Origin of the sequence: Donghicola sp. XS_ASV15 (genome assembly GCF_041224595.1) — a bacterium.
Lineage (GTDB): Bacteria > Pseudomonadota > Alphaproteobacteria > Rhodobacterales > Rhodobacteraceae > Donghicola.
In genome coordinates, this window is the sequence record NZ_JBGFGN010000113.1 from 1 (window position 1) to 14,248 (window position 14,248).

Annotated in this window: 12 protein-coding genes; 4 read left to right on the plus strand and 8 right to left on the minus strand. The window is 58.8% G+C overall.

What is annotated here, in order from left to right; all coding sequences use genetic code 11:
* Positions 1–145: 145 nt before the first annotated feature.
* Together AB9K37_RS05030 and AB9K37_RS05035 are read right to left on the minus strand one after the other, a co-directional pair.
* Positions 146–898: an SDR family NAD(P)-dependent oxidoreductase gene (locus tag AB9K37_RS05030; RefSeq protein WP_369835835.1), complete on the minus strand. Its 753-nt coding sequence runs from the start codon at positions 896–898 to the stop codon at positions 146–148.
* Positions 899–1,209: 311 nt separating this feature from the next.
* Positions 1,210–1,905 carry a helix-turn-helix transcriptional regulator gene (locus tag AB9K37_RS05035; RefSeq protein ID WP_369835836.1) on the minus strand — a complete coding sequence of 232 codons (696 nt, stop codon included), beginning with the start codon at positions 1,903–1,905 and terminating at the stop codon, positions 1,210–1,212.
* Between the two features lie 74 nt (positions 1,906–1,979).
* Between AB9K37_RS05035 and AB9K37_RS05040 the strand changes: the two genes are divergently transcribed.
* On the plus strand, positions 1,980–2,585 hold the full coding sequence (locus AB9K37_RS05040; protein WP_369835837.1) for a glutathione S-transferase family protein: 606 nt from the start codon (positions 1,980–1,982) through the stop codon (positions 2,583–2,585).
* On the opposite strand, the gene AB9K37_RS05045 is transcribed toward AB9K37_RS05040, so the two are convergent.
* Complete coding sequence (locus AB9K37_RS05045; RefSeq protein WP_369835838.1) at positions 2,582–3,730, minus strand: WD40/YVTN/BNR-like repeat-containing protein; 1,149 nt, start codon at positions 3,728–3,730, stop codon at positions 2,582–2,584. The two genes, AB9K37_RS05040 and AB9K37_RS05045, sit on opposite strands and share 4 nt — an antisense overlap.
* A gap of 115 nt (positions 3,731–3,845) precedes the next feature.
* Between AB9K37_RS05045 and AB9K37_RS05050 the strand changes: the two genes are divergently transcribed.
* Entirely contained in the window at positions 3,846–4,526 is a 681-nt protein-coding gene (locus tag AB9K37_RS05050; RefSeq protein WP_369835839.1) for a DUF2161 domain-containing phosphodiesterase, read from the plus strand.
* Between the two features lie 9 nt (positions 4,527–4,535).
* Here AB9K37_RS05050 and AB9K37_RS05055 read toward each other — a convergent pair whose 3' ends face one another.
* From AB9K37_RS05055 to AB9K37_RS05075, 5 genes are all read right to left on the minus strand, one after another.
* Positions 4,536–5,678, minus strand: a complete 1,143-nt coding sequence (locus tag AB9K37_RS05055) for a cytochrome-c peroxidase (RefSeq protein WP_369835840.1) — start codon at positions 5,676–5,678, stop codon at positions 4,536–4,538.
* A gap of 143 nt (positions 5,679–5,821) precedes the next feature.
* Positions 5,822–6,832 carry a calcium-binding protein gene (locus AB9K37_RS05060; RefSeq protein ID WP_369835841.1) on the minus strand — a complete coding sequence of 337 codons (1,011 nt, stop codon included), beginning with the start codon at positions 6,830–6,832 and terminating at the stop codon, positions 5,822–5,824.
* Between the two features lie 252 nt (positions 6,833–7,084).
* Positions 7,085–9,631 (minus strand): bifunctional lysylphosphatidylglycerol flippase/synthetase MprF, encoded by a 2,547-nt coding sequence (gene mprF, locus AB9K37_RS05065; RefSeq protein ID WP_369835842.1) that lies wholly within the window; start codon positions 9,629–9,631, stop codon positions 7,085–7,087.
* Positions 9,632–9,963: 332 nt separating this feature from the next.
* Positions 9,964–11,004 carry a fatty acid desaturase gene (locus AB9K37_RS05070; protein ID WP_369835843.1) on the minus strand — a complete coding sequence of 347 codons (1,041 nt, stop codon included), beginning with the start codon at positions 11,002–11,004 and terminating at the stop codon, positions 9,964–9,966.
* A gap of 439 nt (positions 11,005–11,443) precedes the next feature.
* Positions 11,444–12,367 (minus strand): helix-turn-helix domain-containing protein, encoded by a 924-nt coding sequence (locus AB9K37_RS05075; RefSeq protein ID WP_369835844.1) that lies wholly within the window; start codon positions 12,365–12,367, stop codon positions 11,444–11,446.
* 209 nt (positions 12,368–12,576) lie between these two features.
* Between AB9K37_RS05075 and AB9K37_RS05080 the strand changes: the two genes are divergently transcribed.
* Both AB9K37_RS05080 and AB9K37_RS05085 read left to right on the plus strand, forming a co-directional pair.
* Entirely contained in the window at positions 12,577–13,716 is a 1,140-nt protein-coding gene (locus AB9K37_RS05080) for an amine dehydrogenase large subunit (protein WP_369835845.1), read from the plus strand.
* A gap of 2 nt (positions 13,717–13,718) precedes the next feature.
* Complete coding sequence (locus AB9K37_RS05085) at positions 13,719–14,246, plus strand: MauE/DoxX family redox-associated membrane protein (RefSeq protein WP_369835846.1); 528 nt, start codon at positions 13,719–13,721, stop codon at positions 14,244–14,246.
* The last annotated feature ends 2 nt before the right edge of the window (positions 14,247–14,248 follow it).

Below are 14,248 nucleotides of genomic sequence, written 5' to 3' on the forward strand. Positions count from 1 at the left end.
AACCTCACAGAATTGGCCTGACGGCCAATGCGCCTTGGACCGGGCTTGCTATATGAGGGCCGCACGCTCCAAGGCGCTCGCCCCAAACTGGCCGACTTTTGCTCCGCCACAATGGCCGAATTTTACTCCGCCGTTGACATAGGTGTTATTTGCGTAGCGCAGGCAGACCGACACCGGTGCTGTCAAAGCCCCCGTCAGAGGCAATCACCTGCCCCGTGACGTAACTTGCACGCTCCGAGCATAGGAAGACGATCACCTCGGCAATCTCCCGCTCTGATCCGTAGCGGTTCAGCGGAATGGCATCGTGATAGGCGTCGATGATGTCCTGCGAGTGGACTGCCATCGCCAGTTTGGTCCGCACAGGGCCAGGGCACACACAGTTGGCACGGATGCCGAATTCCCCCAGTTCCGCAGCCTGCTGTTTGGTCAGCTGGATCACAGCCGCTTTGGAGGTGCCGTAGGCGACACGCAGGGTCGATGCGCGCAGACCCGAGATCGATGCAATGTTCAAAAGCGCGCCCTTGGTCTCTTTGAGCGCGGGAATACAGGCCTGCGAAACAAGGAACACACCATCAAGGTTCGCCTCCATCACCCGCCGCCACATGGCGAAGTCGGTCTGTTCGATGGGGCCAAATTCCGCAACGCCCGCATTGTTTACCACAGCATCGATCCGGCCATAGGCCCCGAGCACAGCAGCAACCATTGCATCGACCTGCTCGGGCTGGGACACATCGTAGACGAAAGGCGCAGCACCTGTGACCCCCGCCGCAGCAGTGGCGAGTTCGTCGCCGTCGCGGTCTATCATCGCGACCTGCCACCCCTGTTCGATAAAGAGATGCGTTGTGGCAAGCCCGATCCCGCGGGCCGCTCCGGTCACCAAAGCGACTTTTGTCGTCATATCAAGTCCTTGTTCGAGAATCTTATCAGTATCTGGTCCAGAGTCAGAGGCGCCACCGCCATCACGGTACCGGTAACGGATTCCCGCCGAGTCATTCTGAGAAAGGGCTAGCGGCGCGCCCCATCTGCGCCATCCGTTCGATGTCATGGATCCTCTCCTCCTTCGGTGCGGGCACATTCTGCCAGCACCTTACCGGCGCAACAGGTGCGACAGTCCCCAATAGGATACGCCTACGCAGTCAACTCTGTAAATGGAAACCTGCGTGGACCCTGCTCGGATGAGTCTTTGGATCGCTTGGTATGGGAACGTGGTCAGCGCCGATCCGGCGCAGGCCGCGATTGCGCAAATTCACGAACCAAAGCAACACGCTTTGGACGAAAGCTCTCTGTTCCGCGCGCAAGGTCTTCGATTTGCGAGACATGAAACATCCGGTAGTCCAGCCGTGTCCTGCAATGCCCCAGCAACATCAGGTTTCCCTCGCCGTAGGACAGAGCCAGCGGCCAGACCTCGCGTTCCGTGACGCGGCCCTTCAGGTCAGTGTAGCGAAAGGTGACGCTATGCTCGTCCCAGATCGCCTGACGCATCAGGTCCATATCGATCGTCACTGGGGGGCGATCGTCAGGGCGGCGAAAATTACGAAGGGCGGTATTCATGGCCTGCCGCGCCTGCCGGTCTGGCAGCGTCGCAATGATCCGCGCCATCGCGTCCTGCCCTGCCCGCGTGAGAGCAGGGTCCGCCAATTGATCCAGACCCGAGAGCGCCAGCACCAGTGCCTCGATCTCTAACTGGCTGAAGCTCTGGGGTGGCAGAGCCGTGTCCTCGGTCAGCGTGTACCCCAAACCCGCCTCACCATCGATCAGTGCTCCGCCTGCGCGAAGGGTCGCGATATCCCGATAGAGCTGACGCAGGGAAACGCCGGTTTCGACCGCCAGCGCCTGCGCGGTGACTGGCCCTGCGCTGCGGCGCAGGGCATCCATCAGGCGCATCAGACGATCGGTTCGGGCCATGGAATCCTCCTGACAGGAATTGTCAGCAGGGGAAGCGTAGAACAATCCCATCACAACCAAAAGGACACAATCCCATGACCACGCTCTACCACGCCCCGATGTCGCGCTCTTCTTCTGTTCTGGCCCTGATCGACGAGCTTGGCGCAGATATCGAGGTCCGCACCGTCTCGATCCGCCGCGCAGATGGGACCGGCGCGCCGGACGCCGCGAACCCCCATCCCGAAGGCCGTGTGCCCTATCTGGTCGACGGCGACGAACACCTGCGCGAACGCGGTGCCATCATTCTTTATCTGACCGACAAATTTCCCGAGGCCAAACTGGCCCCCAAGGTCGGCGAACCTGGTCGCGGCGCCTATCTGACGTGGCTGTCTTATTACCAAGGGATCATGGAGCCTGTATTCATCATGACAATGCTGGATCAGGTCACACCGGAATCGACCAAAGCCTATGGCAGCTTTGACGACATGATCGCGGCATTGGACGCGGCGCTTCAAAAAGGGCCCTATTTGTTGGGTGAGCAGTTTTCGGCGGCGGATCTGCTGTGCTCTAGCCCGTTCCACTGGATGTCGCACATGATCCCTGACAATCCGCGCATTCAGGACTGGGTCAAGCGCTGCGGCGAGCGGCCCTCGGTTGCCAAGGTCGCCGCAGCCGAGATGGCTGGAATGGCCGAAGCTTAACCCAGCACCTCAACCGATTGAATGGTGGGCAGGTGGCGTGCAATCTCGTGCCAGCTGTCCCCTTCGTCAAAGCTGGCAAAGATTGATCCACTGTTGGTGCCAAAGAAAACGCCCGCAGGATCACGCTGATCCACCGCCATAGCCTGCCGCAGCACTGTGAAAAAACAAGCTGTTTGCGGCAAGCCTTCGCGCAGGGCTTGCCAGCTTTGCCCTCCATCACGTGTGCGCCAGACGGCAGCCGCAGCATCTGGCGGAAAACGTCCCTCCATGTCACCGTTCAACGGCAGCGTCCACGCCGTATCGGGATCGCGAGGGTGCGCCCCGATCGGAAACCCAAAAGTCGAGGGCAGCCCGTCAGTCAGGTCATCCCAACTGCGCCCCCCGTCGACAGAGCGCCAGACCCCGTGATGGTTCTGTTGATAGAGCAGATCTCCCTGCCCTGCCCCGTGGGCGATATTGTGCACGCAATGGCCCGTCTCACCGTCTCTGGGAGCCGCAGGATGATGGTGGTGCGTGCAGGCTGCCGCATTGGCAAGCCGATTGCGTCTGTCCCAAGTCACGCCGCCATCCTCGGTCGCGAACACCCCCGCGGCAGAGATCCCCACCCACATTTTCTTTGGATCAACGGGACTGGGAACAATGCTGTGCAGGATCAACCCCGCCGCACCGCCATTCCATTCAGGGCGCGACGGGTGGTCGGTCAGTCCCGAAACCTTTTCCCACGTGATACCGCCATCATGGCTCGCCAAAAGCCCTGCCGGTTTGGTGCCCGAATAGACGACACCGTGCGCCACAGCCATCGACCAAACCTGCGTGAATTCGTCTCCGAACGGCAGAGGTTCGGGCGTCCAGCCGATCATCTGCGCGAAATCGGGGTCATTTGCGGCCCAATCATCCGCGGCGCCCTTGGCCAGCTTGGCCAATGTCCAAGTCTCGCCCCTGTCGGTGGACCGCCACACGCCCGCGCCAAACCAGTCGCCGCCACCGCCCGCCCACAGGTGGCCGGTCTCGGGGTCACCGACCACGTGATTGATGCCCCATCCCCCGCAATGAGGGCCTGTCACCGTCCAGCCCGTTCGGTCCGCCCCGCCGTTCAACAGAAAAGCCCCTTTGGTCGTACCAACCAGCACCTGCATCCCGTCCATCGCGCATCCCCTTTGGCAATGTTCAACTTTCAGGGTAGCACGGGCCGCGCCAAACCCTCAGCGTATTTTACGCCGGCGATTGACGTTTCCGAAGGGGCGCTGTTACCTCGGACCCATGCGCGAAGCCGACCTATATGATCCCGTCAAAGCCTATCTCGAGGCCCAAGGCTACACCGTCAAAGCCGAGATCGGCGCCTGCGATGTCATGGCCGTTCGCGGCGACGAACCGCCCGTCATCATCGAGCTGAAAACAACATTTTCGCTTTCGCTGGTCTTTCAGGGGGTCGAGCGTCAGACCCTGAGTGATGCAGTCTATCTGGCTGTGCCAGTGTCCTCGGATCGTGGGTGGAAGCTGCGCTACAAGGACATCACCCGCCTGTGCCGTAGGCTAGGTCTTGGGCTTCTGGCTGTGAACGTGAAAAAGGGTCAGGTGACAGCGCACCTTGATCCAGAAGACTACAGCCCCCGCAAAAACACCAAACGTCTGGGGCGTCTGCTCCGCGAATTCGAGCGACGCGTGGGGGATCCGAACACGGGCGGAACCACAGGGACCAGACGCATGACCGCCTATCGGCAGGACGCCCTGCGCTGTCTGGCTTATATGGCGGGCAAAGACCCTTGCGCCCCCGCAGAAATCGCCCGAGAGACAGGCGTCAAAACCGCCGGCAACATCCTTCGGGCGGATCACTATGGCTGGTTCGAACGCCCCGAGAAAGGCCGATATATCGTCACGCCCAAAGGCGTCGAAGCGTTGGACCTACACGCAGAGGACATCGCAGCGCTGGTGAACACCTAGGCCCAAACGTTATTCTTCCAGCAAATGCTCGTAGCGCCGGTCGGTCAACGTCTTCAGAAATGCGACAATCGCGTCGATCTCGCGATCTTTCAGGGCGGGCCCTTCGGTCAACTCGACTTCGGCCAAGGTCTCTGGGACGGGCGGCGGACCAAAGGGCTGGCCTGTCTCGGGATTGATCTGGCGCGCCTCGGAGACCGAATTGTATTTGTTGTAAAACAGCACGACCGTTCGCAAATCTTCGAAGACCCCGTTGTGCATGTACGGGGCCGTCACCGCCACATTGCGCAGGGTTGGGACCTTGAACTTGCCGCGATGGCCGTCCTCTTTGCCTTTGACATGGGGGTGTGCGCCCAAGCCTTCGTCCAGAAAATCGAGCTTGATCCCGTTCAGTGCGCGCAAATCTGGGTTCTTTGGCACACCAATGTTGAAATACTGGTAATTGGAAAAGGTCTCACCCTCTGCCCCCGGACGTTCGTTCAGCTGATGACATAGGTTGCAGTTTGTGAACTGTTGAGAAAAGAACAGCGTCTCCCCCAGCAGTTCCTCTGATGTCAACTTCTCCTCACCGCGCAGATAACGGTCGTACTTGCTGTCAAAGGTCTGGAATTGCCCGGTGCGTTCGAATGCCGCCAAAGCCGCGGTCATGGCGGCATAGCCGGCTTGCGGGTCGTCAAGAGTGTCTGCGGAGAACAGCGTCCCGAACGACGCGACGTACAATTCGTTTTCTTTCAATCGAGCGACGACAGCGGCTTCGTCCTTCATACCCATTTCGATGGGGTTCAGGGGCGGTCCGCCCGCTTGATCTTCCAGCCGTGCTGCGCGCCCCTCCCAGAATTGGCCACCATGCCAGAGACCGTCTTTGTTGCGGCCGAATTCGGGTGTGAGTGCGGCATAGGTCAGTGTTGGCGCGTTGCGATCCCCAAAGGACGCGCCATCATCCCCTATTGACGCCATTCCGCGCGGATCAGCGAATCCGCTCTCGGGGTCATGACAGGTCGCGCAGGCTTGGGTGCGATTTGCCGAGAGGTTGGTGTCAAAGAACAGTGCTTCGCCCAAGTCCTCGAGCGCCTCGTAGCTCTCTTGTGCCCCAGCCAGGCTCGCGAACGCTCCGACCAGAGCCAGGGTGAAGAAACCATTCCGAAATTGAAACATGGGTACGCTCCTGCAATGCGCCTATGGAGTTGCCGAGTCTTTCTATAAGGTACACTGCCCCGCCTTGCACCCCCATGCGACAAAACGCAAGAGGCCCCCAAAGGGACCTCTTTTTCAGATGTCTCGTTTTACGAGCGGACGAATTAGCCGAAATTAAAACTGTCAGCAGTCAAGGAGACCACATCCACATCGGTCAGCGTGATGGTTCCGCCCGAATACGCCAAAATGGCATCGGTGCCGCTCTGGTTCAGACTTATGTCTGCAAAACTCTCTTCGAAATCTGTTTTCAGTATGATCAGATCGGTGCCAACTTCGAAATCGGTAATAACATCGTCGCCGTCGTACTCTTTGAAGATGAAACGATCCGCGCCCTCTCCTCCGGTCAACGTGTCGTTCCCTTTCCCGCCAAACAAGCGGTCATCCCCAACGCCTCCATCGAGAACGTCATCACCAGCGCCGCCTTTGATACGATCCTTCCCTTCCTCCCCGAAGAGGTGGTCTTTGCCCTTGTTGCCGAACAGGCGCTCATGACCGTCCCCACCAGAGAGACTGTCATCGCCCACGCCGCCCTTCATAATGTCGTTGCCGTCGCCACCCTTGATCGTGTCATCGCCTGCGCCACCAAAAAGACGATCCTTGCCTTTGCCACCGTCCATATCGTCATCGCCATCGCGCCCATGGAGCCGGTCGCGCCCACCGTTACCGATGAGATAATTAGCATTCCCATCGCCCTCGTATTTATCGTCATCGTCCGAGCCATCGTAACTGTCGTCATCGCCATGCGAGTGCGTGCCGAGGTCACCGTCATCGTCCGAGGTGCTGCCATGATCATCGTCCGTCTCGTCCTCATCTTCGATGTCTTCACTGGTCGATGTGACGCTGCGAGAGATGATTTCTGCCAAGAGGGTTGAATCGACAGAACCAGAGCCCTGAGCTATCTCACGCCAGTATCCGGTGGCACTATCCTCTACAAAAATCTCGTATTCGGTTTGACCATGTTCCGTTTCGGTCTTCACCACGTATCCATCAATCAGAGTGAAGGTTTCATCCCCATCGATGTCTTCGGGTTCCAGTGAACCATTACGGGCCACTTCGTAGATAGCAGAGACTTGGTCACCAGAAAAAACAAAGGAATTAAGATCATTCGAGGACATTGCCGCACTCCATCAGGTCGTTTGATTTGAAACGAGAATGGCCCGAATTTCAGGGCTCAGGGAATCGCCAGAAGGTTAGAATAACGCGGAAATTCGGACATCGACCTAAAGTTTAGGGCCGATTTTCGCGCAATTTTTGCAAACCCTTCGATGGAGATTGGCCGCGGCAGTGTCTCATACCGATGATGCAAGGGGCAACTCAGCCTGTCGGGTAGTGCCCATCGCGTCACCGCATGCTGCTCAGCCCAGCACTTACTTCCGCAGCCTCTGCCGACGCGGCAGACCGGAGACCAAGGACGCCATATCGCTCATCACGACAAGCGTTGAGACGTCCGGCGGCAGCGCCACGTAGCGTGGTTGCCAATCAGGTCCGAACGCTTGCTTAAAGGATCTCAAAGCTTCGAAACTGTCGAAGGCTCCGCCATGACGATAGATCAGACGGCCAAACTGGTTCCACGTCCGCCCCACCGTTTTGTCCGAGAGCCCAGCCAGTGGCGCGATCCCGAGGCTGAAGTCTCGCGCCCCGACGGCTTGCGCGTAGTCCATCGCGTGGAGCAGAAGTTCGCGGATGATCTCGGGCCCCTCTTCCGGTCTGTATCGCAGCAGGTCCACGCCAAAAGTCTGACCACCCTGGGCAGGCAACAGATTGGCGAAAGCGACGATCCGACCGTCACGACGCGCAATCGCGATGTCGAAATGCGAAAGGTAGTCGGGGGCGAAGCGCCCGACAAAGAATTTCTTGTCCTGCCCCGAAGCCCCTTCGAGCCATGCATCGGAGACCTCTTTCAGCGCAGCAAAATTCTGGTCATGGGGCGGGCGCAAAACTTCGAATGTCAGACCGAAGCCACACTGCTTCGGTTCGATATGCGCAGGCAGCCGGACAATGCCTTCGTCCCCGATCCGGTTCATACCAAAGCCCAAATCTGTCCAGATCGACAGGTAGGCATCAATGACCCCGTAGAGAACAGGTCGCGCGTTTGCCCGTGCCGCCTGATCACAAAACTGAGCGCCAAGAGAAGCGAAGCGGTCAGGGTTCCCGATCGGGTCCCCAAAAGCCACCCAGCGCCCGCGATAGACCGCGTACATCAAGAAGGCATCACCCTGATCCGAGAACAAAAGCTGCTTGTCATTGGTCAAGGCCAGCCAGCCCGCTGGATCTTGGGTCGTGCGCAAGATGTCTGCGGCACGCTGCATCGGATCCGTGTCTGTGCCAGACTTCTGCTGCGCTGGACGCAGGGCCAGAAACAGACAAAAGAACAGCAGCATGGCCGAGGCTGCAAGCCCTGAGCGCAAGGCTCTGGGGGTATCCGAGTTTGGCGCGAACTCGACCCACAGATCCGTCGTGTAGGGAACCGTGCGGTTCACATAATAGGCAAAGGCCGCTGTCGCGAAGACAACCGCACTCATCATCAGGAACCAACGGGGGCCAAAAACGCCTTGGGTCAGTGGTCCGTGCCGGTAAAAGGAGTTGTGTAGCGGCAAGAGCGCCAGAACACCAAAACCAAGCACAAGCGCACTCGGCCAGTTGCCTCCGTCCAGCAATGCGCCAGCGGCACCGGCAAGCAGCGTCACAATCGCCAGCCAGAATGCCGAGGACACCCGGCGCGCCAGACCATGGGCAATGATCAACAGCGTGACCCCAGCGACAGCAGACGCCAGCGTGCCGCCCTCGCGCAAAAGAGTGCCGATCAAATCGCCGTCGGCCAGTGCCTCACTCCGAACCGAGGGGATCATCGTGATCGCCAACAGGTACACCCCGTATCCAAACGCCACCAACCCCGTGAGCGAGGGCACTAAGCCATGAAGTGTCGACAGCGCCGGCTGCATCGGCGCAGGCAGGCGCGACAGCAGACTCCCCAGCCAGCCGCCCGCCACGCGGGCTTCGTTTAGCGCCACAATCACGAACCCGATGGCAAAAGGCACAAGGTAATAGATCAATCGGAAAAGCAGCAACGCAGCCGCCGCGTCTCCGACAGGAACATCGGCGGGCAAGGTGCCGATGACCACCGTTTCGAAGACTCCCACGCCGCCCGGAACATGGCTGATCACCCCAACCATCATCGCCGTCGAATAGATCGCCACAAAGGTCGCAAAGTCAGGCTTGCCCGCAGGCAACAGGATCCACAGGGCAAAAGACGCGCTGGCAATATCGAGCAGAACCACCAACACCTGCCCGCCCAAATCTCGTGGCGGCGGCATACGCAGCTGGTAGCCCATGATCGTCAAGCGCCGGTCCGCAAAAGACATCCAAAGGATCAGTGCGACCGAGACCGCGAAGATACCTCCGGCGACCACGCGTACGGTGCTCGGGCCATAGGGCAGATAACCAAGAACCGCATGGGGATGGATCGCCAGCGCAGCCAAACCGACCAAGGTCAGGCCCGTCCCAAGGGCTAGTCCGATATATCCTGAAATCGCCGCAACTTCGAAGGCGTTCAAACCATAGGCAGAGTAAATCCGGTAGCGCACCGCACCGCCCGAGACGACGCTAACACCGATGGTATTCCCGAAGGCATACCCCAGAAACCCGCCAATCCCGATGACACCACCGGGCAGCGATTTTCCAATATAGCGCAGGGCATAGACGTCATAAAACGCCAGCGCCACATAAGCCACCGCCGTCCCGCCAATCGCGCCCCAAAGCGCCCCCCATGGGGTCGACTTGATTTGACCTAGGATCGCGCCTGAGTCCACGTCGCGCAACAAGTGCAAGAGCGCGTAGATGCCCATGGCAAACAGGACAGCCCCCAGCAGGATCGGAAACGCCCTGCGCAGAACCTGAAGAGTTTGACCCGACACGTGTACTCCTGCCCTTTGGAATTGCGCCGCTATGGCACAGAACAGACGCCTATTGGAATGGCATCTTACGTCAAACTGCGCGATTGGCCGGATTTGTAAAGGTGGACCAAACGCTTCCCTACCGTCACTTGCCTGCCGGAACCGATGCATTTCTCCGAAATTGATGGGCAACAGCATCGCAATTTGGGGTGGCGCTGGAGCTAAGCCACGCGGCGCTGAAATGCAGGCTCTCTCGCAAAACAAAAGAACAGGGCCACCTTCGTGAGCCCTGTTCCGAACGCCTTTTTCTCAGAGGCGGATTTCTCTAGATTGTCGGGCCAGCTGCGGTGGCGTCAAGCCATCGCCACTTCGTTCCGCAGCAGAGCCGCATACTCACGGAAGGTCAGCAGGCGACGAGACTTCACATCCCACAGGTGACGGCGCGCGCAGGCGAAACTTTCGGAGATGGTCAGCTTTTGCGCCTCGCCCAATGCAGGGTGATCGCGCAGAACTTCGGGAAGACGGTAGAACGGAATACGGCTGTACAGGTGATGAACGTGGTGAATCCCGATGTACCCCACCATCCACGCCATCCAGTTCGGCATAATGTAGTGCGAGCTTCCGTGCAGCGCTGCGTGGTGTAGGTCCCAGTCAGCTGTATCATCCCAGCAGGTCTCTTCGAACTGGTGCTGGATGTAAAAGAGCCAAACACCGACCGTCGCGCCGACGACGATCGACGGCAGCCAGACCAACAGAATCGCCGCCCATCCACCGATCAGCCAGAAGACAGTCAGCAAGACAGCGATCGACAGGTTTGTGCCCATTGCGCTCAGCCAGAAGCGGCGCTCTTTCTCCAGTCCCAGCGGGATTCGATTCTGAAACAGGAACAAGAGCGCGGGCGCGAGACCAAACATGAACAGCGGGTGGCGATAGGCCCGATAGGCAAGACGCCCCCATAGCCCGCGCGCGCGGTATTCCTCAACGGTTAGGGTGGTCACGTCGCCCATACCCCGCTTGTCCAGATGACCGGCGGCAGAGTGGTGCACTGCATGGGTCTGACGCCAAACCGCATAGGGTGTCACAGTCAGAACACCGATCGCACGTCCCAGCATATCCTGCAGGCGGCGGTTCGGAAGCAGCGCCCCATGCCCGCAATCATGTTGCAAGATGAATGCGCGTACCAAGAACAGCCCCGCAACAGCAGAGACCGGCAATGCCAGCCAGGGCACATTCACGGCAAGCCAAATGCCAGCCCCCCAAAGCGAGAAGAGCGGAACAAGCGTGACGATGATCTCGGTAATGCTACGCGACAAGACAGGATCACGGTATTTTGCCAGCACCCGCACCCACTCGCGTTCGTTGCGGATCACTGCCTCGGTATTCTGTGTATTCATTGTCCGGCTCGTTCGTTTCTCTGGGGCCTTTTCGTCAAAAACGAACAGGCCGTGCGCCGATGTACACAAAACAAGCATTACAAGAAAGTAGAATTGGTCGCAGGACCGACCAATGGATCAAGACCTATCCCAATGCATTCAGCAAAAAGCGTAGATGCAAAATGCGAAGGAGTACGTCACTGAGCGACGTCTTGCACACAAGAGGTCAGCCAAGATGTCTCTTTGCCGTCAGAACGGTGCAGGACTTTTTGCAAGTTCAGACCCACTGCGCCCTTGTTAGCATTCGGAAATTTCGATGCGCAGGCACTATTTAAAAAAGCGATGTCGCCGGGTTTGAGTATTTCCAGCCGCAGCAGTAGAGCGTGATGCATCGCACCCTACGCTGCATGATCCCGCTGCCCGAAAACTGCGTCAAATACTCACAGAGCTCTTTTGAATTTCAGGCTCTCAAAGTCTCGGAAGGGCGCTCTCCGAACATCTTGCGGTAGGCGGCGGAAAACCGCCCGAAATGGGTAAAACCATGGTCCAGCGCAGCCTGAGTCACATTCACCTGACCCGCAGACCCTTCTCGGAGAGTGCGGTAGACGTCGCTTAACCGTCGCGAGGTCAACATATCGTCCAAATGAAATCCCGTTGTCGTTTGGCAGGCCGTTCGCAAATCGGTTCGAGACAAGCCCAGATGTTTGGACAGGCGCGAAACGGTCAGGTCTTCTGCAGGGAGGTCATTGCACGCCTCGAGGATGCGCTTCAGCACAATCACCTCGTGGTGGTTGTTGCGCAAAACCCGTGCCTCGGGATAGCCAAATAGCAAAGAAAGTCGGTCCATGACCAATTCCGGCAGAATTGTTGTCAGCCCCTTCGCTTCGGCCGTGCTCCCTGCCATTCCGATTAATCCGCGGATCCAAGCCCCCACCGGCTTGGCCACCTCTGTCGGCAGAGTCCGCCCCGACAACATGTCTTCGGGCACCTCTTCCAGAGCGATCGAAGCGATCACGAACTCTGTTTTCTCTGCCACATAGCTGACGTGCTCGTGCCCCCCCGGCAGTACCGCAACCTGTCCATTGAACACTTCGTTCTTGAACAAATCGTACATGTGACCTGCCCCCATCACAAAGCCGATCGCGACCGTACCGTCATTCACCGAGACCTGTTGTTCGAGCCCCTGGTTTATCGCCTCATGGGTCAAAGTGAGCCTGCCGTAATCGACAGATTTTACAAACCCTTCAAAGCATCCGGGCGTCAACTGGCGATAAATTTGATCAAATTTTGGAAGCGCCTTTTCCTGATCCACAAAGCTTGAAAATCGGTGCTCTGAAATCTTGGGATCGGACGGCGCGCGACTCAAGACTTGGTCGGGAACCATGAAAATATCCTGAAAACAAAGGGAGTGAACTTGTTCTTCCCTCTATTGCTGCGCCTGTGACACCACTTTTGTCAAAGTGTTACATTCGACCGCACGGTCAGTTTTCTCAGAGTGCTGGATTTTTGCGCAAATTTAAGGGGGCAACGTGGATAGTTCGGGGCTTACCCAAAGGCATAGCCTGATCGGGAACCACCGACAGGAGACCAAGTATGAAATACAGTACCGCCATGGCTCTGGCCTTGATGGCTCTGGCTGCGCCCGCCGTTGCGCAAGAGGCCATCGAGCCCGAAACCCTGACCGTCAAAGAAAGCATTGATCCCGGCCCCAACGTATTCGTCATGGATCAGGCGTGGGCGGGTCCCAGTTCTGTCTACGTGGTCGGCTCGGAAGGGCTGGACATGAGGGGCAACATTGGCCCCGGCACCGTCGGTCAGATGACCCTGAACGCAGCAGGCGACACCCTGTTCACATCGTCGGTCTACCTAGAGCGTTACACCTTTGGCGAAGTCACCGCCGTGGTTCAGGAATGGGACGTCCAGACGCTAACGCTGAAACGCGAGATCGAAGTGTCCAACAAGATGGCGCAGGTCGAGAGCCAGCCCGGTCTGCTGACCTTTGTTGGCGGCGAAGACTACCTACTGACCCAGAACGCTACGCCTGCGACCTCTTTGTCGCTGATCGATCTGGCTGCCGGCGAGCAGATCGCCGAAATCCCGATCCCCGGCTGCTGGCTGGCGATCCCCGCTGCCGAGGGTATGAAGTTCAGCACAATTTGCGGCGACGGCACACTAAAGACCTTTACCTTCGAAGCCGACGGCACCTATTCCGAACCTGCAAGTTCCGAGAAAATCTTTGATGTCGACGACGACGCGCTGTTCAGCAACCCGGCCCGCGTCGGCGGCAATCTGGTTTTTGTCTCGTTCACCGGCAATCTCTATGTGGTCGACGACAGCGGCGACGCGCCTGTATTGGTCGACACGTTCTCGATTACGGAGGGCACCCTCGGGGGATGGGCCCCCAGCGGATCTGAGCTGATCGCCTATCACGCGCCTTCGGACACCGCCTTTGTCCTGATGCACTCGGGCAAATACGATGGCAGCCACAAGAACGCGGCCGAGGAAATCTGGGCCGTCAACATGACGTCGAAAACCGTGGTGGGCCGCGGACATGCGCATCACGAAAACGGAATCGCCATCACACAGACCGAAGCCCCGATCCTCTTTGCCGCCAGCGAAGAAGGCGCTCTGGTCAAGTATGACGTGACCCTTGGCGACGAGGTTACCTTCGAAATGGCCGGCGAATTTGAAGGGCTGGCGAAATTTCCCACCCTGATCAAGCTGGACCAATAAGCATGGCAGATCTGGGTTCATATACCTCGGCGGCGGCGGTCTGTTTTCTGACCGCTGTGCTGGCGCGGGCGGCCCTGCACAAATGGCAGAACTTCCCCGAAACGGTTGGCTTTGCCCAAGGCTACGGGCTGGTTCCCGACACTGTGACACCTGCAATCGTCCGATCCCTTGCCGTCATCGAGCCGCTGATCGTGGTGGGGCTGCTCCTGCCCCTCACGCGGGAGGGCGCGGCTGTGATCGCTGCGGGACTGTTCGCAGGGTACGGCGCTTTGATGGCGCTGGCCCTGCGGGCAGGACAAGACCGGATCGACTGCGGTTGCGGGGGCGCTCCGCAGATCGTGTCGGGACTGACCCTTGGCCGGAATGCTGTGCTGGTGCTGATCGCCATCTCTGTTGCGCTGCTGCCTTCGGGCACCGTGGGACCGGTGGGCGCGGCGGTGGCGATTGCTACAGGGCTGACCTTCTTTGCGATCTACTCGGTCGTGGAAAAGCTGGCCTCGCATCTGCCCAACATCCGCCAGACCCCGTGACT